Here is a 23,066-nt window from a genome sequence, read left to right as displayed (position 1 = left end):
CGCGCGGATTCGATCCAGATCGCGGCCGCCGAGACGACCGGCCGCGCCCTCTGCGTTGGAGTCTGCCAGTCCGCGCTAGGACCGCGACGACGCGCTTGACCGGCCACGACAGCCCGGCTACGTCTGTCGAGCCGCCGGTTCGCCCCAAGTCACAACGAGGGGCGTCACAAGAGGGAATCTGGTGCGAATCCAGAGCTGCCCCCGCAGCGGTGAGCGGGAACGAGGTCCGCACGAAGGCACTGGGGATACCTGGGAAGCCGCGGGTCCAAGGAAGCCGACCGGCCACGAAGGTGGCGGCGAAGCGCCCGCGAGTCCGAAGACCTGCCGGCGGTCCGGGCCTCGATTCATCCCACACACCGAAGGTCCGGGTGTATCCGCAGTCTCGTGGGGAGACGCAGGAACCCAAGTGATCCCGCCCGCAAGCTCGTCCCCGTTCATCGCGCTCAGCTCCCTCGGCTCGCTCAGCTCGCTCAGCTCCCTCGGCCGCTTGTTGCTGGCGCTGTGTATCTCGCTCACCCTGGCTGCGTGTCGCGGTGACGCGGCGCGCGAGTCGACCGCCGCCAAGGGCCCCGCCAAGCGCATCGCCTCGCGCACGGTGTTCGCCGACGAGGTGCTGTGGCAGCTCGGTGAAGAGGTGCAGGCGCGGGTGGTTGGGCTCAGCCCCATGGCCGACGACGCGCGCTACTCGACGGTCGCGGGGCGCTGGCCGGCGAGCACGCCTCGGGTCGGGCAAAACCCCGAAGAGCTGCTCGCGCTGGCGCCGGATCTGGTGATCGTCGCCAGCTTCAGCGCGCCGGAGTACCGCGCGGCGATCGAGGACAAGGTCCGGGTGTTGGTGCTCGAGGACTTCACCGGATTTGACGACTACTTGGCCAACCTCGCGCAGATCGGGGAGGCCAGCGGCGCGACCGAGGCCGCTGGGCGAATGCGTGATCGCTTCGTCGCGCGCCGGGCCAAGCTCGAGGCCGCGCGGCCGCCCGTGGATCAGCGGCCCACGATCATCGCGTGGGACTACGGCTATGTGCCGGGCGCCCAGACCAGCTTCGACGACGCGGCGACGACGGCGGGCTTTGTGAATTTGGCCGCGCGCGAGGGTCTAGAGGGGCACCAGCGCCTCGACGCCGAGCAGCTGGTCGCCTGGGATCCGGCCTGGATCGTGGTTGGCTGCGGCGAGCTGCCCTGCGCCGAAGCCCGGTCCAAGCTCGCGGCGCAGCCGGGTCTGGGCAAGCTCAACGCGGTCGCGCAGGGACAGATCATCACGATCCCCGCGCCGTATCTGGCGACGACCGGCGAGGACATGCTCGAGCTCGCGGCCCGGTTGCAGGCCCCGCTGCTGGGGGCGCATGCCAAATAGCGCGACCGGCCCCGCGCGAAGCTGGCGACACCCGCTGGTGTGGAGCTTGGGCGCGCTCGCGCTGACGCTGGCCGCTGCGTTGGCGCTCACGATCGGGCCGGGCAAGTTTGCGTTGGGTGACGTGCTCGAGCTGTTCGCTACCAAGCTGCGCGGCGGCCAGCTCGAGCCAACGGCCGAGGCGATCTTGTGGGAGCTGCGGCTGCCTCGGATCCTGCTCTCGCTGTTGGTTGGGGCTGGCCTTGGCTGCGCGGGCGCGGTCACCCAGGGGCTGTTTCGCAATCCCCTGGCCAGCCCCGGCGTGCTGGGGATCTCGACCGGGGCCGCGGCGGCCGTGGTCTTGGGTTTTGCCCTGGGCGTGGACGAGCAGGGCTTGTGGGTCACGCCCACGCTCGCGGGGCTCGGCGCGCTGACGATGTTGGGGCTGCTGTTTGGGTTGACCTCGCGGCGCCAGGACTTGGCCTATTTGCTGTTGACCGGCGTCGCCCTCAACGCGCTGGCCGGCGCGGCTTCAACGGTGATCCTCGCGCTGTTTTTGGATCGCTACGCCCTCGCGCAAAAGGCGATGGCGTGGATGATGGGCAGCTTCGACGGCCGCGGGTTCACGCAATTGGGCTGGGCGAGCGGGCCAATACTCATTGGCATGATCGCCGCGTGGGCGCTGCATCGGCCCCTGGACTTGCTGGTATTGGGCGAAGAGACGGCGGCCACGCTTGGGGTCGATCGCGGCCGGCTGCGCTTGCTCGCGGCGCTGGTGGTTGGGCTGTTGGTTGGAACCAGCACCGCCGCGGTCGGGGTGATTGGATTCGTGGGTCTGGTCGTCCCTCACGTCGCGCGCGCGCTGTTGGGCGTGGCCGGACACGCCCACGCCCGCTTGTTGCCGGCGAGCATGGTGATTGGCGCGGCCTTGATGCTGGGGGTCGACACGCTGGGTCGGGCGCTCACGCCCATGTTCTTGGCCCCGGGGGCGTTGACCAGCTTGATCGGCGGGCTGTTCTTTCTGTGGCTGCTGCGGCGCCACGGCGGGGGGGCGTCGTGACGCTGCGCGCCGAGAACCTGGGCCTGCGCGTGGCCGGGCGCTGGCTGATCCGCGGCTGCTCGTTCGAGCTCTCGCCGGGGACCGTGAGCGTGATCGTGGGCCCAAACGGCAGCGGCAAGACGACGCTGCTGCGGGCGCTGTTGGGGCTGATCCCGCCCGACGAGGGCAGCGTGTGGCTCGATGGGATCCCGCTCGCACGCCACTCGCTGCGGGCCCGGGCGCGGGCCTGCGCGTGGTTGCCTCAGCGGACCGAGCTGCCGTGGGGGATGCCGGCGAACGAGCTGGTGATGCTGGGTCGCGCGCCGCATCTGTCGGCGTTTGCCGGGCCCGGTCGCGCCGATGATCTGGCGGTCGCGGCCGCGCTCGCGCGGGTGGGGGCGAGCGAGCTGAGCACCCGGGATGTTCGTACCCTCAGCGGCGGTGAGCTGCAGCGCGTGTTGCTGGCGCGACTGCTCGCCACGCAGGCGCCCATGTTGTTGCTGGACGAGCCGACCACGGCGCTGGATGTTGGGCACGCGCTTGGGTTGCTGGAATTGGCGCGGGCGCTCGCGGCGTCTGGGCATGGGGTGATCATGTCATTGCATGAACTCGAGCTGGCCCGGCGATATGGTGATCGAGCGCTGTTGCTGCGGGGTGATGATGTGGGCGGGTATGTGTTGGGGGCGGCCGAGGATGTACTCACGCCTCGGTTGATCTCTGAGGTATTCGAGGTTGGTACGACGATCGTCGATGGGCAATTGCGCTTTCACAGCGTGGCGCCCTGAACGCCTTGAAACGTGTCGGCCCGCCACCGGCAGATCATGACGCTTGACGGGTCGCCGTATGTCGCCGATTTCGATGACGACGGGTGCTCTGATATCCTGTGGTACAAGCCTGATGACCCACAGCGTCAAAGTCTGCTGTGGCGGTGCGTGCCAAGTCAACGAGACTTCATCTGCGAGCCCCCGGTCACAACACCTGCGGGGGCGTACCCCGTCGGGTTCCGAGGAGGATACTGATGCTGAACAAGACCCGCTTGGCCCCGCTGCTCTTGCTACTCGCGGTCGCCTGTAGCTCACGCCCCACTACGTCTGACTGCGATGGGATGTGCCAACCCGCGGGCCCCGAATTCCCGGGAGTCGGGGAATGTAAAGAGGGCGCATGTACGCCTACTTATGCCGAGTGTTCCGACAAAGCCGATATTTCGACCTGTGCGGAAGCGTGCGAGGCGCAAGGAAGCACTTGCGCAACCAACGGCTGCGGAGGTTACACGTACCAGGTCTTCGCGTTTTTCGACTGGTGCGAAGACGCGGAGTCGCCCGGGGTCGAGGTCGAGCAAGACTGCAACGACCCAATTGAGTGGCAGTTCGCAAGCGCGGTCAAGTGCTGCTGCGAACAGGAAGACGTGGGCTGATCTGGGAGCCGAGCTGAGCTGAGTTGTGACCTGATCGGCATCGCTCTGGACTCGAACAGCTGGCGTGACTCACGCCAGGGGATACCACCGCGAGCCGGCTCGAGTTCACGACCGACCACCCACATCACTGGTCCAATTCCCAGACGTCGAGAGCCGACTCGCAGTCGTGCGTTCGCTCGATCTCTGGGACGAAGGTGCGCTGAGCGCCAAAATCGGGGTTGCTTGGACTCGTGAGTGTGACGGTAATCTCGCGTGGAACGGTGGAGGTGCTCCTTTCGTAATCGTCGAGGTACAGCCATGCCCGCTGTTCCTCGCTCTGAAGGCCAGCTGACAAGACCCATTCTCCCGCGGACGCACCACAGGTATGCATGGTTTCGTCAGTTGGATCGCCACAGGTAGCCTTGATGGTCTGCGATGCGAACTCCAGATGAATCTCGAGTTGGTCGAGATCGGGCGGCAAATTTAGGATGACCATATCATACCAGGCACCTACGCAGATGTCAGTGTCATCAACGCAGCCAACGAGGCAAACCCAGGAGATGGCGAAGGCATGGCTTTTCGTGGTCATTGCAGGCCTCAGGGTGCTTCGAACACCGGGTCAACACCGTGGCTGAAAGCTACACTACTTGAAATCTGAAACTGTGGGAAGGGTTGCTAGCCCATGCACAAACCCGCGCGGCGTCTGATCAGCTGCGGCGCGCGCCCGGCAGCTTGACGCGGATGCGGGCGCCCAGCCCAAGCTCGGAGAGCACCTCGATCACGCCGCCGTGGCGATCCACGATACCATGAACAATGGACAGCCCGAGCCCGGTTCCAACGCCAATGCTCTTGGTGGTATAGAAGGGCTCGAAGATCCGCTCGAGATCGGCGGCGGGGATCCCCGGGCCGTTGTCGGCGACCTCGATCCCGATCGCCTCGTCTTCCACGAAGGTCTGAACGCGAATGAGCGGATCCGGGGTCCGCTCGAGGGCATCGCGCGCGTTGATCACTAGATTTGCCACGACCTGCAGCAGCTCGCCGGTCTTGCACGGGATCGGGCTAATGTTTGGATCGAGCTGAACCTCAATTCCGATCCCGCTCGAGGCACACTGGGCGCGGAGCACCCCCATTGCCTTGCTCACGACGTCGTTGATGTTGATGAGCGCCGAGCCGCTGGAGTCATCTTTGCGGCTGAAGGTGAGCAGACGACCCACGACGGCCCCGCCGCGGGTAACTTGCGTCTCAATCAGATCTATGAATTCCAGGATGTCTTGCTGGTCTTGCGCGAGCACGGCGTCGCGCATTTCGTCGATTGTGAGGGCGATGATCTGAAGCGGCTGATTGAGCTCGTGCGCGACCCCAGCCGCGAGCTGGCCGATCGCCGCGAGCTTGGCTGCGTGAACGAGCTGGGCCTGGGCCTGGGCCAGCTCTCGCAGGGCGCGCTCGTACTCGTCGCGGCTGACGACCGTTGCTTGCAGCTCTTCGCCGAGGGTGTTGAGGGCCACGCCGATATTGTTGAGATCTTCGTGCAGCGCATCGGGTGTGGAACAGCTGCACCCCCGGCGGACGCGGGCGTTGAGCCGCCCCTGGGCGAGGTCCCGCATGACCGCTAGGATCTCGCTGGTTTGCTGCTGATCAGATGGATCCACAATCGCACCGGGGGCGTCTAGTGGGGCGGCAGGCTCGGGACCGAGCCGGTTCACGTTGGGCAGGGTTTGGTGCTGCGACCGAACGTTCATATCTACCCGCAAAACTAGCAGATTCGAGCTTGGCGTAGTCGCTGAGCCGACCCGGCGCAAACATGGCGCGCTCAATACCGCGCCCGCTGGCAATTAGGCCAATTCGATCAACTGACGATTTGGTTGCGCGCCGCGAGTGTTCGTTCGATCACCGCGATCAATTCACCGCAGTCTGGCGTCTTTTGGGCGCCGCCATCAGCTCCGCAAGCGGCAACGGTCGCGGCCAAGTCGGCCTGCGAACGATCGCTAAATAGCAAAACAACGCAGTCGTGGCTGCTCCTGCGTCGGACCAGGCGCAGGAGCTCGGGGCCATCGAGCACCGGCATCTCGATATCGACGACGAACACGTCGGGCTCGAACTCATCGAGCATGCGCTTGCAGTCGAGGGGGGCGTGGGTCGTGGCGACCCGGTAGCCGCGTTGTTCGAGGGCGTCTCGCACGATGTCGAGCACGAGGAGGCTGTCGTCGACAACCAGGATCGTTGGGCCCGGGGCGGAGTCATGGATCATTGCGGCGGTCCAAACGGGGATGCGAAGAGGCTTTCGTCGAGGTTCGTTGACGGGCGAGTTCGAGCGCTTCGCTGCGCCAGCTCGAAAGCGCGCCGCGCAGCGTGGTGGTGCCCGCTATCGGGATGTCGTCGGACAGCTGCATGCTTCGCTCGAGCTCGAGCCAGCAGCGTTGGGCGGCCGGCCAGCGGCCGCGTCGCTCGTAGGTCAGCGCCGCGAACAAGATCGCTGGCCACAGCTGCGGGGCCAGCAGGCGCGCGCGACGAAGCGCTTCGCTCGCGGCTTGGTAGTCGCCCAACGCGTAGTTGGCCAGGCCCGCCCACAGGTGCGCTTCGGTGAGGAGTGGTTGCCGGGCAGTCAGCTCCGTGGCGAGCTGCAATCCGTGCTCGTACTCGGCGGACTGGACGGCTAGACCGGCGCGCTCGAGCGGGTTGTCCTCGATGCGTTCGCTGCCCTGGGTGAACCCGCCTACGAAGGCGTCCGCAAGCGGGCGAGAAGCCCTCGCCCGAGCTGAAGACGCTGCAGCGACAGCGGTGCTCGGGGCCAGCACGGATCGCGGCGGCGGTGGTGGGCGCTTGGGTGTGGGCCGCGTGGGTTTGGGCTGCACCTCTCCACACAAGAGGTCGCTGCTGCCAAGCGCCAGCTCGCCCCCGGGCAGCAGCCGCTCGCGCAAGCGTGAGACCACGGACTTGGCTTGGCCAAGCCCGAAGTAGATCAACACGTTGCGGCAGCAGATCAGGTCAAAGCGACGCGCTGGCGCCGGGTCACACAGGTTGTGGACGGCGAACTCGACCTTGTCGCGCAGGCTTGGGTCGATCACCCACCGGCGCTCTGGCTCCTCACCTTCGGCTTGAAAGTACCGCTGCAAGCCCGGCGGCAGCTCGCGCAGGCTCCAAGCGGCGTAACGCCCTGCCCGCGCGAGGTCGATCGCCACGGCGTCGACGTCGGTTGCGAGCACGCGGACCGGCAGCTCGAGCTTGGCGGCGACCATGGCCAAGGTCCACGCCTCTTCACCGCGGGCACAGCCGGCGCACCACAGCTCGAGCACGCGCTCCGGAGCTTGGAGATGCCGCGCGTGCAGCAGCTGCGCCAGCGCGTCGAGCTGATCTGGGTCGCGATAGAACCAGCTGTGGCGAACGGTCACGGCGTGGACCAGGCGAGCACGCTCGTCTTCGACGTTGGCTCGCACGCGCTCGAACAGCGCGTCCTCGTTGATGTTTAGCCGCGCGACTCGGTCTTCGATGTGGCGGGCCACCGCGGCCGCCATGCCACCGCGCGCGGCGTCGAGGCCATACTCGACGTGAAGCAGCTCGACGAGCGATGCCAGCGCGCTCATCGGTGCCCCCGCAGCCGGGCGCGCTCGCGGACCCAGCGGACGATCGCGTCGCCGATCGCAGCGGTGTCGAGCACCTCGAGCGCAGACGGGAGCGCAGCCCGGGGCATCCCCCACACGGCCGCGCTCGCGCGATGCTGCACGATCGTGAGCTTGCCAGCGGCGAGCATGGCCGCCAGACCGGCGCTGCCGTCGAGGCCAAGACCGCTGAGCACGACCCCAACGTGTGCGCCTGGGGCCGCCGCCAGCGAGGTCAACAACACATCCACGCTCGGGCACAGCAGCGCCGTGGTGGCGGGACGGTGCGCCCGCAACGACCCGGCTTCGAGCACCAGATCCATACCGCCGGGCGCCAGCACCAACAGCCCGGGTGAGGGCACGATCGGTTCGTGGGCGACCTCTACATCAAAGTGGACCTGTGAGCGCAGCAGCCGGGCGAAGGCCGAGCCAAAGTCGGCGGGCAAGTGGTGGGTGATGGCGATCGCGGCTGGAAGATCCGAGGGCAGCGCGGTCAGGATCTCGAACAATGCCTGGGGGCCGCCCGCGGACGAGCCAAACCCGACGATCGGTGTGTAGGGTTGATCGGCCGCGTGCGGTGTCGGCCAGGTCGAGCCCATCACCGGCTGCGAGGCGGTTGGCGTCACCCGATTCACGGCGACCGTGGCCAGCCGGCGCACGCTGGCCCGCAGCGCCGCGCTCGCCTGTTCATCCTGAGCGCGGGCCTTGTTGACCAGCTCGAGGGCCCCGCGCGCGGTCGCGGCCACGGCGAGATCTCGGTCTTTTGCGTCGAGCCCGGTGACGACGAGGATCGGCCGCGGATCGTCGACCATGATCGCTTCGATCAGGGCCAGCCCGTTCATGCCGGGCATGTTGAGATCGACGGTGACGACGTCTGGCTTGGTCGCAGCGAGCCTGGCCAGCGCGGTCCGACCGTTGTGGGCGGTGCCGACCACCTGGATGTCGCCGTCGGCCTCGAGCTGCTCGGTCAAGACCTCGCAGCAGATGTCCGAGTCGTCGACGACGACCACCCGGATCGCGGAGCGCTTGGGGCTCGCCGGGTTCATCGCTCGACCTCGACGAAGCGGGCCACGACCTCGAGCATGTGCTGGCGACGAAAGTCTGACTTGACCAGGTACGCGTCAGCGCCGAGCGAGCTGGCGCGCTCGCGATCGGCGGCCGAGCCCCGGGTCGTGACCATGATGACCGGCAGCTCCGAGTCGAGCTGGCGCACGCGCGCGAGCAGCTCGAACCCGTCCATGTTCGGCATCTCCACGTCCGAGACCACGAGATCGACGTTGCGGCAGCCAAGCAGCTCGAGCGCCTCGACGCCGTCGCTGGCGGTGCAGACCTCGAGCCTGGCGGAGGTCAGCAGCTCGACCAACAGCTCGAGAACGATCGGCGAGTCGTCGACGACCAGCACCCGGGAGCGCGGCGCCAGCGGCTTGGGGGGACGCTCGCGCGGCTCGGCGCGGATCCGCTGGCCAAGCAGGGCGGCCGGCTCGAGCAGGAGCACCAGGCGCCCGTCGTCCATCACCGCGCTCGCGCTCGCCGGGCCCACGGCGGCGAGCAGCGGGCCCATCGGTCGGCGAAACAGCTCGAATTCACCGAGCACTGGCGGGCTCGCCAGCGCATGGATGCGGCCGCCGTGCTGAAAACAGATCGCGACGCGATCTTCGATCAGGTGGGCGTTGGGGATGCCCAGCAGCCGCGCCAGCGAGACCAGCGGGACGTGCTCGCCATCGACGACGATCGAGGTCGCCCCACCGGTGGACTCGCGCTCGCTCAAGGCGGTCACGCGAGCGACCCGGCGCGAGGGCAGGCCCCACAGCGAGCGCCCAAACGGAACGACCACGACGGTCTCGCGGCTGATCGTCGCGGGCACGCGCAGCTCGCAGCGAGCGCCCCGGTCGATCGTCGAGGTCAGCGAGACCTCGCCGCCCAGACCCTCGACCGCGCGACGCACCGCGTCGAGACCGATGCCGCGGCCGGACAGCTCGTTGATGCTTTGGTTGGTCGAGAATCCGGGCTTGAACAGCAGCGAGAGCAGGTCGCGGGGGGTGGCCGCGCCGGCTTCGGCGGCGGCGAGCAGGCCCCGCGCCTGCGCCTGCGACCGAACCTGCTCGATGTCGACGCCGCGCCCGTCATCGACGACCGCGAGCACGACCTCGGGCCCGTCCGAGCGCGCGATGATCTTCAGGGTCGCCTCGAGGGGCTTGTTCGCGCGTGAAGGCCCGGGCTCGACGCCGTGGTCGACCGCGTTGCGGATCAGGTGCATGAGCGGCTCTTGCAAGCGCTCGAGCAGCGAGCGCTCGAGCTGGGCACCGCCAGCGTCGATCAACACCCGCAGCGGCTTACCCAGCTGCCGGCCGAGCTCGCGGGCGTGGTCGGCGAGGGTCTCGAGCGCGGGTTCGATCGGGACCAGCCGCAAGCTCCAGGCCAGCTCGGTCAGCTCGGCGAGCTCCTGCCTGAATTCTTGGTCGAGCGTAGCCGCGCGCTGGCTGTCGCTGGGGTGGGCGCGCACGCGCAGCACTTCGAGGCGCTCACACAGCTCTTCGACGAGGTCGACGCGGATCTGCGAGAACGCGAGCGGCTGCGCGGCCGATGCCGCGGTGGGCTTGCCAGGCGTGGCGGCGCCAGGGGGCTCGACGCCGCTGAGCAGCGCGAGCCCGCGCTCGAGCGCCCGCGCGGCCTCGCTGTTCTCGACCAGCGGCGCCTGCAGCCGCTCGTGGATCAGCGCCACCACGGCGCGGATCGGCGCGAGGCTGTGCCCGCCGTCGTCCACAGCGAGTTGATCTTCGAGGGCATGGACCAACCCCGCGAGCGAGGCCAGGCCAAGCATCCTGGCTTCACCCTTGAGCGTGTGCAGGGGGGCCCGCAGGGGCGCGACCACGCTGGGCTCGAGCGCGTCCGCGGCCTCGAGCGTGGCGAGGATCTCGACGATGCGCGCCAACGAGCCGGTTCGAAACCGGGCGAGCAGGGCCTCGCGTCGCTCGGCGCGGCTCACCGGTCTGGCGCTCCTTGGGCGAGGAGCCGACGGGGATCGCAGACGAGGCTCAGGCCCTCGGGCAGCTCGATGACGCCAAGGATGGCACCGCTGGCGTCGTGTGGGCGCAGCAAATTCGAGAGCTCGAGCAGCTCGACGTGATCGACGATGTGCATGGTTGCCGGGACCTCGACCGCGCCGCCGCCCTGCAGTTGCAGCGTTCTTCGCACTGGCTCGGACGAGCTGGTGGGCGTGGGCGTGAGCTTCTGTCCGTGGACGAGGTCGGCGAGCCACGGGGCCCCTCGATCCGCGCCCGGCCCGATCCGCGAGCCTGGCTCAATTGACGCGATCACGCTGTCTGGGATCGCCAAGCCGGCACCCTCGAGCACCAGCAAGCGCATCAGCGCCCGCTCCGGTGCAGGCTCGCCCACGCTTCGAGGTTCAACACGGGGATCACGTCGCCATCGAACTCGAGCTCACCCCGACATGGCATCCCGCGCTCGACCAACCATCGCGTGGCGTGCACGGGCTTGATCGCGTGCGACTCGACGGCCCGGACCTCGAGCACGCGATCAACTGACATCACGAGGGTGTCTTCGCCGACGCGCAGCACCGCGTTGCGGCTGCGGGTGTGCGGGGGCTCGAGGGCTGGCGCGCGCAAGGCGGGCCCAAGGTCGAACACGCCGACGGCTCGACCACGCCACGCCAACGCCCCACGCAAGAGCGGCGGCGTGTGGGGGATCGGCACCCACTCGCGCGGGCCCAGGATCTCGAGCACCGTGAGCGCGTCAACGGCCACGTGATGGCCCCCCAGCGCGACGGGCATCAGGGCGATCGAGCCAGGCTGTGTCGAGGTCGTCATGGGTTCAGCGCGGGCGAGAGGTCTCGGATGGTTGGGAAGATTGTGGCCCGTCCAGCACGTCGGCGCCGAGGCGAAACCGGCTCGTGAGTCGTTCGAGGGCCGTCGCGTGCACGCGCAGGCCCTCGGCTGCGGCGCGGGTCTGCGAGGTGGCGGCCGCGGCCGCGGTGACCGTTTGGGCGACGGCCGTCATGCCCCCCGAGGCCTGCTCGGCCCCAACGCTCTGCTCGCGGGTGACCTCCGAGATCGTCCGTGCGGCCTCGGCCGTCCCCTGGACCAGGGTTCGACTGGCCTGCGTCGCCGCGAGCGCGCCCGCGCCTGCGCTCTCGATCTGCGCGATCCGGCCACGCACGTCGTCGACGGTCCCCGTCACCCGCTCGGCGAGCCTGCGCATCTCTGCGGCGACCAACGCGAAGCCACGCCCGGCCTCACCGACGCGGACCGCCTCGAGTGAGCCGTTGAGCGCGAGCAGATCGCTGCGATCGGCGATCTCGCGGATCAGCCCCAGCAGGTCACCAATGCTCGACACTTGGCGATCGAGCTCGCTGTTCTTTTCGACCAGCGCGTCGGTGGTCGCGTAGGCCTGCTCGGCGTTGTGCAGCACGACGGCGGCCGAGCTGGCGATGTCGTCGGCGGCCGCGGCGAGGTTGCTGACGCTCGCGCTGACCTGACGGACCGACGCGGCCTGCTCTTGCGCGGCCTCGTCTTGTTGGATCGTGAGGGCCTGGATCTCCATGGCCGCCGACGCGAGCTCGAGCGAGGTCTCGCGGATCCGCGCGACGACCTCGTTGAGCTGCGCGAGCATGGCCCGGAACGCGTCTTGAAGATCGCCCGGCTGATCGATCTGCACGCGCAGGTCGCCCTTCGCGACGGTGGTTGCGGCGGTAGCGAGCTCGTCGAACACATCCAGGACCTTGTTGAAATTCACGACCAGATCGCCAAGCTCATCGTCGTGGAGCGCCCCGAGCCGACGCAGCGATCGGACCTTGCCGTCCGTGGCCAAGCTCTTCGCGGCGTCAGAGAGCCGCGCCAGCGGCAGGCTCGTCAGCCTGGCGAGGGCCCAATGGGCCACGCCGCCTGCGAATGGGGTGGCTGCCACGAACAGGACGACGAACAGCACGACCAGGTGGAGCTGCTCATCCACGGTCTGCGTGCCGAACGCCCAGCGGCCATCTGGCAGCGGGGCGGCGGCGAGGATCTGGCCGCTGCTGGGGTCAGCGGCGACGACGGGCGCCGGCTCGGTCGGGTCGTGCGTCAGCACGGTCTCGGCGAGTACCGACGGAAGCTGATCGGTGGTCACGACCGCGAAGTTGTCCGGTGGTCGTGACGGGTCGCGGCCAGCTTCGAGGTGGGCGGCGGCCAGCGCCACGTCACCGCGAAGCTCGGCGCTGGCCTCGGCCTGCAGCGCGTCGGCGTGGACCATCAGACCAAGCCCAAGCATGGTGACCACCACCCCCCACGACAGCGCCAAGCCAACCATTATTTGGCGTCGAGTGAACGAGCCTGGCACCCGATGAACCAGGATCTGGCGGTCGCGCAATTGCCCGGTGAGCTCGAGCCGAAGCTGCAGCAGCGAGAACGCCAACAACGGGTGAATGATGGCGGAGACGATCGGGACCAGCCCGCCGACGAACAGTCCGGCGCCCAGCAGCGCCAAGCCGCCCATGCCCTGGGTGCCGGTGACGATCGCCAGCGGCATGCCAACGGTCCACCCCGCCGCGTAGCCCATGATGAACCGGCGCCCGACCGTGCCCAGCGCGTGATCGGCCTTGCGAAGCTCCGTCTCTTCGAGCGTGTCGGGGTCTTGCTGCCACGCGCGGACGGATCTGAGGATGAAGAACAAGTCGACGATCCACGCCAGCATGCGGACGGCCATGAGCCCGATCAGGATCGGGACCGAGACGAGATCGATCGACCCAAGGACAAACACCAGCTGGACCGAGACCACGAGGTCGATGCTGCCAATGAGCGCGAATGAACGCGTGAGCACGTTCTTGTTGGCATCCATTGCTGCGTATTCTACGCGATCGTGGCGTGCCACCCGCACTTTCGTGCGAGGTTTCCGGCAACTCGGATGATCGGCCGTTTGGGCTCAGCTGGCAGCCGTCACGCGCCGAGTCGCTCGTGGTCCGCGAACGGGTGCCCGGCTGCGTACTCGCGTGCGGACATCCGCCGCTTGCCCGGCGCCTGCAGCTGGCCCACGCGGACGACGGCGTCAGCGCAACAAACGTGCAGGCCGTGATCGTCGACGCCGAGCACGGTCCCGGCCGCCGCCGCAGCCTCTGGTCGCGGCCAGCTGCTGACCCCGGCGACGAAGAGCTTGATCGGCGCGCCGGCGTGGGAGCTGAACGCCGCCGGCCAGGGATCCATGCCGCGGATGTGGTCGACGACCTGCGCCGTGGGGCGATCCCAGCTGACCTGGCCCTCGGCCTTCTCGAGCTTGGCCGCGTGCACGGGCTCGCCTGGGAGCTGGGATTGGTCCTGGGCCGGGGGCACGTCGGGAAACTCGAGCAAGAACGCGTCGAGCACCTCGCCGCCAAGCACCGCGAGCCGCTCGAACAATTCGCCGGAGGTCTCCTCGGCGCCGATCGGCGTCGCCTGCATGCGATAGACCGGCCCGGTGTCGCAGCCAATGTCCATGCGCATGATCGCAACCCCGGTCTGCGCGTCGCCAGCTAGGACCGCGCGCTGGATCGGCGCGGCGCCCCGCCAGCGTGGCAGCAGCGAGGCATGAACGTTGACGCAGCCGTGGGCCGGCAGCTCGAGCACGTCAGCGCCCAGGATCCGCCCGTACGCGGTCACCACGATCAGCTCGGGCGCATAGGGCTCGAGCAGCGCCCGCAGCCGGCCCTTGCGAACTTGGGTGGGCTGCAGCACGGGGACCCCGAGCGCGGCGGCCTCGACCTTGACGGCCGGCGGCTTGAGCTTGCGCCCGCGCCCCGAGGGACGATCGGGCTGGGTGACGACGGCGACCAGATCACAGCGGCGCGCGACCGCCCGCAGCGACGAGACCGCGAAGTCCGGTGAACCCATGAAAACCGTCCGCAGTTGCTTGCTCATATGCCTTCCCCCAAGTGCGCGAGGTAGGCCGAGCGCATCGAGTCGTCGGCCAGGATGTCGCGGGCTTCCTCGATCGCGGCGCGCAGCTCACGAAGCTCACGCGCGTGGCGGCGGCGGCTGTCGTGCTCGAGCGCGTCGTCCGAGAACGTGGCGCTGAGCTCGAGGTGGGCCTGGCGAACCTCACTGCGCGAGGCGTCGCGGCCGAGCCCCAGCAGATCGAAGTAGTCGGCCTCCCGCGCCAGACGCAGGCGCTCGAGGATCCGATCGCTGTCGACCTGGGCTGGATCTCGATCGCTGTGTGCCTGCGGCTCGGGCTGCTCGCGCAGATCCACGTGGCCCGCGAGATCCAGGGTGAACAGCAGCGCAAACAGAGCCTGCTCGTCCGCGCCGTCGGCCAGCAGCGCCGCGACCCCGTGACGACCATCGAAGCGGCGCAGCCACGACTCTTCCTCGGGCAGCAGCCGAAAGCTCTCGGCGATCTCGGTGACCAGGCCATCGAGCCCGCCATCTACGCGCAGCCGGGGCACCAGCGGCCCCCGACCGCCGACGCGTCGGGTCAGGCGATCTTCGAGATCGCTGGCGTCACAGCGGTAGCGAACGCCGTCGAGGATCAGCGCGGCCATCGGGACCTCGAGCTGGATGGGCTCGTCCGTGCGATCGCCCGGCTCGGTGCTCCACGTGCCGTCTGACCACACGAAGGTCGCGTCGATGACCCGCGCGAGGTGGTCGCGCAGCTGCACGTCGAGCTCGCGGGCTTTGAGGAAACCCGCGTCGACCAACAGCTGACCGGCACGGCGCGGCTCTTTGGCCGCGAGCCGTCGGGCGGTCTCGTACTGCGGTCGCGTGAGCACCCCGCGACGCAGCAGCCCGTCGACCAGGCGATCGCTGGTGGCCGTGCTGCGGGCGAACACGGCCTCGCCGTCGTGCAGCCAAAGTTGTTTCTCCACGCGCGCGCGGTTGAGCCGGAGCTTGCCGGTGAAGCGCTGCTCGTGCAGAGCCCACAAGACCGTGGCCACGTCGGTGTCGGCGGTCAGCTTGCCCGACTCGCGCAAGCTGGGATCGATGCGCAAGCTGGGCGCCGAGCCAGTGGGCGCTGGGGCGGCGCGGCCTCGGGTGGCCCGCGATCGAGCGCGGGGACTGGGCGGGTCGTCCCGGCTTGGACCACGGTCGCGGCCGAGCTCGGGCTCGCGCGCGCGCGCGGAGCTCGACGGCCAATCCCTGCCGGGATCCACGCCCGACTCGCGACTGGGGTTGGGGCTGGGGCTGGGCTCTCGCCGTGGCGGCGGCCGACCCAGGCGCGAGGTTGGGCGGGCGGCGTCACGCCCGTCACCAAGGTCACCGCCGCGTCGAGACCCCGCGCCACCGTCGCGACTTGCCCAGCTCTCGGAGCTGCGCCGACGCGTGGTCGCGCTGCTGCGCTCGCGCCGGATCATCGTGGACTCGCTCGGGTCGAAGTCGTCCTCTGGCCACGGGCTGTCGCGCCCGTGCGTATCGAAGCGCGAGGTGTTCTCGGGCGGCGCGCGCTCGGGTCGCCCGGGTTCGGACCGGACCGGCTCGGTCCGCACGAAGTCGCGGTCGGGTCGACGACCCAGCAGCACCGCGCTCGAGCGGGTGGTGTCCGGGCGCTCGCGGCCACGTCGGAGCGGGCCCTCGTGCTCGGGTCGCTCCCACGCGCGGGTGCGTTGGCCTTCGCTCTCGGACCCGAGATCGCGCTTCGACGAGGGATACCGGGGCTCGTCTCGCCAGCTGTGCCGCGCGGAGCCCGTGTCCTCATCGGGGTCGAGCGGTCGCCGCTCGCGAACTAGCTGATCGGTACCGTCGCGTCGGGTCGGCCGGGCGCGCTCGGGCCGGGTGTCCCGGGTGTCCCGGCTGTCCCGACCATCCCGACCATCCCGAGCCGACGACGCGAGCGCTGGGCGGGGGGTGCTCGGGGGTCCGTCGTCGACGAGATCTGCCGGGAACGTCACCCCATCGCCGCGAACCTGATCCCGAACGTTGTCCCGGGTGCGGTCTCGGTGGCGACCCCGGGTGTGGCCGCGCTCGTCGTTGACCAGCGGATCGCTGTCGAGCATCGCGTCACTGGGCGGATCCACGTTGGGGATCCGGTCGAGGCCCATCTCCGCGAGCTCTGGATCAGACCGGGGGTCATCGGTCCGCAGCGAGGCTTCCAGGCGATCGAGGGTCCGATGCAGCTCGCCGAGCGCGGCACCTCGCGGGCGGGGATCGGGATCCCGATCTCGATCTCGATCTCGATCCTCGCTTCCACGAGACGGCCCATGCCCCTGCGATCGCGAGTCTCGCGTTGGCGGACGAACAAACTGGGCCAGCGCATCGTGAAGCTCGGCCTCGGTCGCCGGCTCCTCGACGAAGTGGTCCGCGCCGATGTCCAGCACGTCGGCAAGATCCCGCAAGTTGCCCCCAAGCCGGCCGTACAGCACCACGGGGATCGAGGCCCCCGCTCGAGTCCGCCGCAGCCCAGCGAGCACAACGTCGGCGTCGAGGTCTCCGATGCACGCGATGATCGCGGCCGGAGGCGAGCTGACCCGGACCCGACGGTTGAGCTCGCGCGGTGAGCAGAGCACCACGCCGTAGCCGCTCGCGGCGATCAGGTCGGCGAGCTGCCGGCGTCCCGCCGGGTCGCCGACGATCAGGATCTCCGGCGTCACGCGGCCAGAGATTACCAAACCGGGCACGTCGCACCCAGTGTGTGTCGGCTGATCGCGCCCCGGATGGGCGTGGGAGCGCGCCACCGCGCCAAGCGCGAGCTGGGATCACGGTAAATGTGTTCAGAGATCCGCCAGCGGGCTGTTGTCAGCTCGGTTCACCCTGGGCAGCGAGCTGATATCAGCTCGGGCGAGGGCTTCTCGCCCGCTTGCGGACGCCTCGGTAGATTGGTTCACCCTGGGCAGCGGGCTGATATCAGCTCGGGCGAGGGCTTCTCGCCCGCTTGCGGACGCCTCGGTAGATTGGTCCACCCTGGGCAGCGGGCTGATGTCAGCTCGGGCGGGCACCTTCGAAAACTGGGAAGCGAACTGTTTGCGGCCTGGAGCTCGCTGCAGCCGTACGAACGGCGCGAGCGCTGAGCGAGGGACGCGATATGCAAAGGCAAGTCGCGGCGACGCGCCGGGCGGGGAGGGCCGCCACGAGTCGTCCCGAGCGGAGCCCGTGATGTCGCCAGACCCAGCAAGCGCCACCAACAACGCCAAGGAACGCTCGCACCAGCAACGTTGGAACCACGACGTCACCCGTGCGGCGGTCGGCGGGGTACTGACCTTGGTGATCGCGTTTGGGGCCGCCGGGCTGATGGGCTCTGGCAGCTACTTCCAGGCCGGCCGCCTCGTCGACGCGCTGCGATCGGTGTTGCCATTTCTGGGCTCGTCGAGCATGGGCGCGAGCGCGTCGATCTTGGCCCTGATGCTCACCTTGCTCGGCATCAGCCGGACCTCGAAGGCGACCCTGACCGAGCTGTTCTACCGTCGAATCCTGTGGATTGGCCGGCAGGCGAGCGCGATGTTCTTTGGCTCGTTGCTGCTGCTGCTGACCCTCGCGGTGCCAGTCATCGAGGCGGACTCGCTCGACGACGCCGAACGAGTCGTCGTGCTCCAATTCTACGTGACCGCGGGCCTGACAGCGGTGATGAGCGGGCTCGCGGTGTCGACGATCTTGATGCTGCAGAGCACCTTGTCGGATCTCATCTTGGTGTTGGGCTTCCACGTGGAAGATCACCCGCTCGTCAAGGCGAGCGGCGGCGACGACAACGACTGAGCAGGGTTCGCGGGGCGCTACATCAGCGTGTAGGGGTCGACGTCGACCCGGGCGACGGTGCCGATCCGCCCGCGCCCGTGGGCGCCGAGCTCATGGCGAAGATGCCGGAGCACCCAGCGCAGCGCGTCGCGTTGGCCGGTCCGCAGCAGGATCTGCATTCGCAGCCGCCGGTTGATGCGCTCGATCGGCGAGTCGATCGGGCCCAGCACCTCGATCCGCGCCTCGCCGCTGGCCTGCGCGACGCGGGCCGCGAGCCCGGCGACCGAGCGGCCAAGCTCGCGGGCGCGGGCGTTGACCTGTGAGCGATCTTCGCCGCTGATCCGCACCAGCGCCACGTAGCCCAGCGGTGGATTGCCCAGCTTGGCCCGGCGCTCGAGCTCGAGCTTGGCGAAGCCCTCGAAGTCGTGGGTGCGGGCGTGCTGGATCGCGGGGTGATCCGGCGCCCAGGTCTGCAGCACCACGCGGCCAGGGCGATCCCCCCGCCCCGCCCGGCCGGCGACCTGGGTGAGCAGCTGAAACACGCGCTCGGTCGCGCGAAAGTCCGGCAGCGCCAAGCCCTGATCCGCGCGCAGGACCCCGACCAAGGTCACCCCCGGGAAGTCGTGACCCTTGGACAACATCTGGGTGCCGATCAGCACGTCGGCCTCGCGCCGCCGAAATTGATCGAGCAGCTCGGTCAGCGCCTTGCCGCGCGAGGTGTCGCGATCCAAGCGCGCGACCCGGACCCCGGGCAGCGCAGCCTGGATCGCAACCTCGACCCGCTCGGTCCCCGCCGCGCCGTGCTCGAGCTCGGTGCCCCCGCAGCTGCGGCACCGCTCGGGCGCGCCCTCGATGTGCCCGCACAGGTGACACATCAAGCGGTTGCGCTTGAGGTGGTAGGTCATCGACGGGGCCGAGCAGTCGGGGCACTGCTGAAACGAGCCGCAGGTGGTGCACGACAGCGCGGTCGTGAACCCGCGGCGGTTGAGAAACACGATCGCCTGCTCGCCCGCCTTGGCCGTCTCGATCAGGCTCGCGCGCAGCTTGGCCGACAGCAGCGTGTCGGGATCGGGCAGGTGCTCTTTGAGGTTGACGATCTCGACCTCGGGCAGCGGGCGCGGGGTCGGTCGGGTTCGCAGAGACAACAGCGTCAACCGCTGCTCGCGGGTCCCGTGCCAGCTCTCGAGCGAGGGCGTCGCCGAGCCGAGCACGACCACCGCACCCAGCTTGCGACCGCGGACCAGCGCGACGTCGCGGGCGTTGTAGCGGACCCCTTCGTCTTGCTTGAACGACGCGTCGTGCTCTTCGTCGACCACGATCACGCGCAGCTTGGGGACCGGCGCGAACACGGCCGAGCGGGCCCCGATCACGATCGGCCGTTGACCCGCGCGGATGTGGCCCTGCACGTCCAGGCGCTGCTGCGGGGTCAGGCCGCTGTGCAGGACCGCGACCTCGTCGCCAAACCGCGCCCGAAACCGGTCGGCGAGCTGCGGGGTCAAGGCGATCTCGGGGACCAACACGATCGCGCCCTCACCACGCGCGCGGGCTTGTGCGATCAGGTGCAGGTAGACCTCCGTCTTGCCGCTGCCCGTGATCCCATGCAGGAGCGCGGCTTTAAATTGCTCGGCGGTCAGGGCCGCGAGCAGGTGCTCGAGCGCGGCGTGTTGATCCGCGGTGAGGGCAGGGGGCACCGTGCTGGCGATCGGCGGCGACGCGAAGGGATCGAGCTCGCGCAGGCGCTCGGACTCGACGACCAAGCCTGCGTCCAGCAACGGCCCGATCAGCTGACGCACCCGCGGGTAGGGCCCGCGCAGCTCCGACACCGAGGTCCAGCTCGCGGGCGGCTGCAGGTCGAGATAGTCGAGCAGGGCGCGACGTTGCTTGCTGCGGCCAACGACCTGGGCGATCGCGGGCTCGTCGGCGCTGCCGCTGCGCAGCCGATCCGTGCGACGGTAGTGCGGCTCCGTGCGCGCGCGCCGACGCTCCGCTTCTCCGGTGTCGATCTCGACCAGCCCGCGAGCCGCCAGCGCCGAGACGCGCATCAGCGGCGCCGGGATCGGCCGCGCCTTGGGCTGCTTGGTCAAGCTCGCGACCACGGTCCAGCCCGGCCCCGCGTCGCGCAGCCGCATGAGCAGCCGCCGATCGTGCTCGTGCAGCTCGGGCTCCGAGTTGATCGCCGCCAACCCGGCCTCGGTCAGCCGCGCCCGGCGAGCGTCAACGCCCATCGCCGAGCCCGGCAGCGCCAGCCGATAGGTCTCGCCGAGCGGGGCCAGGTAGTAGTCGGAGATCCACTCGCACAGGGCGACCAAGTCGGCGCTCAGCGAGGGCTGCTCGGGCGGATCGAGCAGCTCGAGCAGCTCGCGCAGCGCTCCTTTGTCTGGCAGCTCCGCGGCGCCCGGACGGACCACACCGATCAGCGCGCGCGCGCCAAACGGCACGACCACGCGCGAGCCTGGCTGCGGCATCGGCAGCTCCGCCGGGACCGCGTACGTGAACGCCTGATCCAGCGCGACCGGGACCGCGATCGATACCAGCCGCGAAGGTTGCTGCTCGCTGCGATCCGGGTCTGCCAAGCTCGTGCCCTGTGTTCGTGCCCTGTGTTCGGCCCTGTTCGGGTCAGCGCTGCCGTGCTCGCGCGCCGCTCGCCCGCGCACGCTCGCGCTGCTGCGTTCGCGTCAGGTGCAACCCCTGCCACAGCCGGCGCGCGCTGACCAGGCGCTCGAAGACCCCGACGCTGGCGGCCACCAGCGCCAGGGCGAGCAGACCGCGGCCAAGCCACCCGGACCACACCGACCACAGACCGGCGAGCCCCGGCGTGTCGACACAGCGCGCGGCGCCAGCCACCGCCGGCCGGAGCCAGACGAGCGTGAGCACGAGCGCGGTCACACACGAGCCAAGCGCGACCCATGGCGGGATCTCGCCAACCTCGACGACCACGCCGAGCCGGCGGCGGCTCGCCCGGCGACCGTGGAACAGCATCGCCGCGCTGGCGAGCGTGGCCAGTACACCCAAGAGCGCCGCCGCGGCGAGGCTGGGATCAGGCAGCGCCGGTTCGGTCTGGGTGAACGCGCGCTCGAGCGCGGCCCCGATCCAACCAGGCGCCCGCGCCCTCAGCCCCGCGAGGATCGCCAAGCACACCAGCGCGGCGAGGGCCAGCGCCAGCGAAGGTGATCGTGGACGCAGCCCTGCGGCTCGCGCATCTCGCATGCGCTGTGAGCTAGGTGGGACGCTGGCCGACACTCCTCGGTCTCGCAGCCCCGCCCGCCCAACGCAATTAAACCGCCCGCTCCGGGTGATCTCCATGGGCGCAGCACCTGCCCACGAGGCCCTCCCATCGGACGGCCCGGCCCGTGCATGAGACGGCCCAAGCAGCGAAACGACGGAACATCGGCGAAGATGCACGCCGAAGCGAGCTGAGCCCCCTGAGCCCCCTTCTAGCGGACAAACAGCCCCGAGGAGCGAAGCGACCTGAGCCCCCTTCTAGCGGACAGACAACCCCGAGGAGCGAAGCGACCGCAGAAGGCGAAGTCGAAGATGCACGCCGAAGCGAGCTGAGCCCCCTTCTAGGGGGCCAAACATGCGTCAGCGGACAAACGGCCCCGAGGAGCGAAGCGACCAGACGCGAAGCGGCTGCCGTCGGCGAAGTCCAAAGTGCCCCGGGGGGGTCAAAAACAACCCCGTGACCCCCGTGGATCTATGGGCAGGCGGCGGGTTAGTCTCCTGCACCGAGCCATCGCCATGATTCGCATTTCGCTCAGCGAAGAGGGCAAGCCCCCGCGGCTGCTGACCTTCGATCGGCCAGCCGTGACGATCGGACGCCGTGAAGGTAACGACCTACGCCTCCAAACCGCCGGCATCTCTGGGATGCACTGCAAGATCAGTCGGGTCGGCAACGGCTTTCAGGTCGAGGACCTTGGTTCGACCAACGGCACCTACCTGAACCGCCGCAAGGTCGTCCAGCCCAGCCCCGTCAACCCCGGCGACGAGATCGTCGTCGCACGCTGGACCATGAAGGTCGTCGCGGACCAGCAGGCAGCGGGTCCGCAGCCTGGGTTGGCTCAGCCGGTCGTGAACCGTGGGCCTGGTGGGCCGCCGCGACCTGGTGGGCCTGGTGGGCCTGGTGGGCCGCCGAACATGCGTGGACCTGGCGGACCCGGTGGACCGCCGCGACCTGGCGGACCTGGCGGACCTGGCGGACCGCCGAACATGCGCGGTCCGGGTGGACCTCCCGGGATGGGTGGGCCGCCGAACATGCGCGGACCGGGTGGACCGCCGAACATGCGCGGGCCTGGTGGACCGCCGAACATGCGCGGGCCTGGTGGACCCCCCGGGATGGGCGGGCCCCCCGGGATGGGCGGGCCTCCTGGGATGGGCGGGCCTCCTGGGATGGGCGGACCACCCGGGATGGGCGGACCCCCCGGGATGGGCGGACCACCCGGAATGGGCGGACCACCCGGGATGGGCGGACCACCCGGAATGGGCGGACCCCCCGGGATGGGCGGGCCTCCTGGGATGGGCGGGCCACCCGGAATGGGCGGACCGCCGAGCCTGCAGGGCTTCGCCGAAGGCCCGCCCGCTCGCCAGGGTGGTCAGACGTTGCCTCCCATGATGGGTGGCGGTGGCGGTGGTGGCGGCGGCGGTGGCATGGGCGGACCGCCGATCGACGCTGGCCACACCATGCCGCCCTCGCTCGGCGGATCGGCGCCCAAGCTTCGCGGCGGTGGGCCACCTGGAATGGGCGGCCCACCCTCGTTTGGTGGACCTCCGGGGCTCGACGGCCCGCCTTCGTTTGACGGTCCACCCTCGTTCGATGGCCCGCCTTCGTTCGACGGGCCTCCGGGGTTGGACAGCGTCGAGCCTCCGCCCGCGTTTGGGATCCAAGCGGGGCCGCCCGGTCTCGATGGTCCGCCCGGACTCGGCGGTCCGCCTTCGTTTGGCGGCGGCGGGCCCTCGCTGGGTGGTCCACCTTCGTTTGGTGGTGGCGGGCCCTCGCTCAGCGGCGGGCCCTCGCTCAGCGGTGGGCCCTCGCTCAGCGGCGGGCCCTCGCTGGGAGCTGCCCACGGCGGCGCCCCGTCGCTCA

General features: G+C 69.6%; 18 protein-coding genes and 1 riboswitch. Of the genes, 5 read left to right on the top strand and 13 right to left on the bottom strand.

All coding sequences use genetic code 11. The features are described 5' to 3' along the window. Positions 1–118 precede the first annotated feature (118 nt). Positions 119–343, top strand: a riboswitch (cobalamin riboswitch). A gap of 63 nt (positions 344–406) precedes the next feature. From DB30_RS26630 to DB30_RS26620, 3 genes are read left to right on the top strand one after another with little or no spacing between them, the layout of a single operon-like run. Further along, positions 407–1,354: an ABC transporter substrate-binding protein gene (locus DB30_RS26630; protein WP_052554020.1), complete on the top strand. Its 948-nt coding sequence runs from the start codon at positions 407–409 to the stop codon at positions 1,352–1,354. Continuing rightward, positions 1,344–2,390, top strand: a complete 1,047-nt coding sequence (locus DB30_RS26625) for a FecCD family ABC transporter permease (protein ID WP_052554017.1) — start codon at positions 1,344–1,346, stop codon at positions 2,388–2,390. Before DB30_RS26630 ends, DB30_RS26625 begins: the two co-directional genes overlap by 11 nt. Next, the gene (locus DB30_RS26620; protein WP_165703963.1) at positions 2,387–3,154 is read left to right on the top strand and encodes an ABC transporter ATP-binding protein; all 768 of its coding nucleotides are present in this window, start codon (positions 2,387–2,389) and stop codon (positions 3,152–3,154) included. Before DB30_RS26625 ends, DB30_RS26620 begins: the two co-directional genes overlap by 4 nt. A gap of 753 nt (positions 3,155–3,907) precedes the next feature. On the opposite strand, the gene DB30_RS26615 is transcribed toward DB30_RS26620, so the two are convergent. From DB30_RS26615 to DB30_RS26565, 11 genes are all read right to left on the bottom strand, one after another. Next, positions 3,908–4,351: a hypothetical protein gene (locus DB30_RS26615; protein WP_052554012.1), complete on the bottom strand. Its 444-nt coding sequence runs from the start codon at positions 4,349–4,351 to the stop codon at positions 3,908–3,910. A gap of 118 nt (positions 4,352–4,469) precedes the next feature. Beyond that, positions 4,470–5,366: a sensor histidine kinase gene (locus DB30_RS26610; protein ID WP_165703962.1), complete on the bottom strand. Its 897-nt coding sequence runs from the start codon at positions 5,364–5,366 to the stop codon at positions 4,470–4,472. A 242-nt stretch (positions 5,367–5,608) separates the two neighbouring features. Further along, the gene (locus tag DB30_RS26605) at positions 5,609–6,010 is read right to left on the bottom strand and encodes a response regulator (RefSeq protein WP_052554007.1); all 402 of its coding nucleotides are present in this window, start codon (positions 6,008–6,010) and stop codon (positions 5,609–5,611) included. Next, the gene (locus tag DB30_RS26600) at positions 6,000–7,343 is read right to left on the bottom strand and encodes a CheR family methyltransferase (protein ID WP_052554005.1); all 1,344 of its coding nucleotides are present in this window, start codon (positions 7,341–7,343) and stop codon (positions 6,000–6,002) included. Before DB30_RS26600 ends, DB30_RS26605 begins: the two co-directional genes overlap by 11 nt. Further along, positions 7,340–8,404 (bottom strand): chemotaxis protein CheB, encoded by a 1,065-nt coding sequence (locus DB30_RS26595; protein WP_052554003.1) that lies wholly within the window; start codon positions 8,402–8,404, stop codon positions 7,340–7,342. Before DB30_RS26595 ends, DB30_RS26600 begins: the two co-directional genes overlap by 4 nt. After that, positions 8,401–10,344 (bottom strand): hybrid sensor histidine kinase/response regulator, encoded by a 1,944-nt coding sequence (locus DB30_RS26590; RefSeq protein WP_052554001.1) that lies wholly within the window; start codon positions 10,342–10,344, stop codon positions 8,401–8,403. Before DB30_RS26590 ends, DB30_RS26595 begins: the two co-directional genes overlap by 4 nt. Further along, positions 10,341–10,754, bottom strand: coding sequence for a hypothetical protein (locus DB30_RS26585; protein WP_052553999.1), 414 nt, complete (start codon positions 10,752–10,754; stop codon positions 10,341–10,343). The genes DB30_RS26590 and DB30_RS26585 overlap by 4 nt, the downstream gene beginning before the upstream one ends. Beyond that, on the bottom strand, positions 10,724–11,185 hold the full coding sequence (locus tag DB30_RS26580; RefSeq protein WP_052553997.1) for a chemotaxis protein CheW: 462 nt from the start codon (positions 11,183–11,185) through the stop codon (positions 10,724–10,726). The genes DB30_RS26585 and DB30_RS26580 overlap by 31 nt, the downstream gene beginning before the upstream one ends. Positions 11,186–11,189: 4 nt before the next feature. Then, positions 11,190–13,190, bottom strand: coding sequence for a methyl-accepting chemotaxis protein (locus tag DB30_RS26575; RefSeq protein ID WP_052553994.1), 2,001 nt, complete (start codon positions 13,188–13,190; stop codon positions 11,190–11,192). Positions 13,191–13,288: 98 nt separating this feature from the next. Beyond that, positions 13,289–14,215, bottom strand: coding sequence for a methionyl-tRNA formyltransferase (fmt, locus tag DB30_RS26570; protein ID WP_205633069.1), 927 nt, complete (start codon positions 14,213–14,215; stop codon positions 13,289–13,291). 23 nt (positions 14,216–14,238) lie between these two features. Next, positions 14,239–16,908, bottom strand: coding sequence for a DUF4388 domain-containing protein (locus DB30_RS26565; protein ID WP_052553989.1), 2,670 nt, complete (start codon positions 16,906–16,908; stop codon positions 14,239–14,241). Between the two features lie 502 nt (positions 16,909–17,410). Between DB30_RS26565 and DB30_RS26560 the strand changes: the two genes are divergently transcribed. Then, the gene (locus DB30_RS26560; protein ID WP_052553987.1) at positions 17,411–18,007 is read left to right on the top strand and encodes a hypothetical protein; all 597 of its coding nucleotides are present in this window, start codon (positions 17,411–17,413) and stop codon (positions 18,005–18,007) included. Between the two features lie 17 nt (positions 18,008–18,024). On the opposite strand, the gene priA is transcribed toward DB30_RS26560, so the two are convergent. Together priA and DB30_RS26550 are read right to left on the bottom strand one after the other, a co-directional pair. Beyond that, a complete protein-coding gene (gene priA / locus DB30_RS26555; protein ID WP_052553985.1) occupies positions 18,025–20,559 on the bottom strand; it encodes a replication restart helicase PriA in 2,535 nt (844 codons plus the stop codon). Positions 20,560–20,602: 43 nt separating this feature from the next. Beyond that, complete coding sequence (locus DB30_RS26550; RefSeq protein WP_146660740.1) at positions 20,603–21,193, bottom strand: hypothetical protein; 591 nt, start codon at positions 21,191–21,193, stop codon at positions 20,603–20,605. A 531-nt stretch (positions 21,194–21,724) separates the two neighbouring features. Between DB30_RS26550 and DB30_RS42850 the strand changes: the two genes are divergently transcribed. Next, positions 21,725–23,066, top strand: a 1,342-nt coding sequence (locus DB30_RS42850; protein WP_165703961.1) for an FHA domain-containing protein, incomplete at its 3' end; no start/stop codon positions are given.

The organism is Enhygromyxa salina (assembly GCF_000737335.2).
Taxonomy (GTDB): Bacteria; Myxococcota_A; Polyangia; order Nannocystales; family Nannocystaceae; genus Plesiocystis; species Plesiocystis salina_C.
This window is presented reverse-complemented; position numbering and strand designations above follow the sequence as displayed.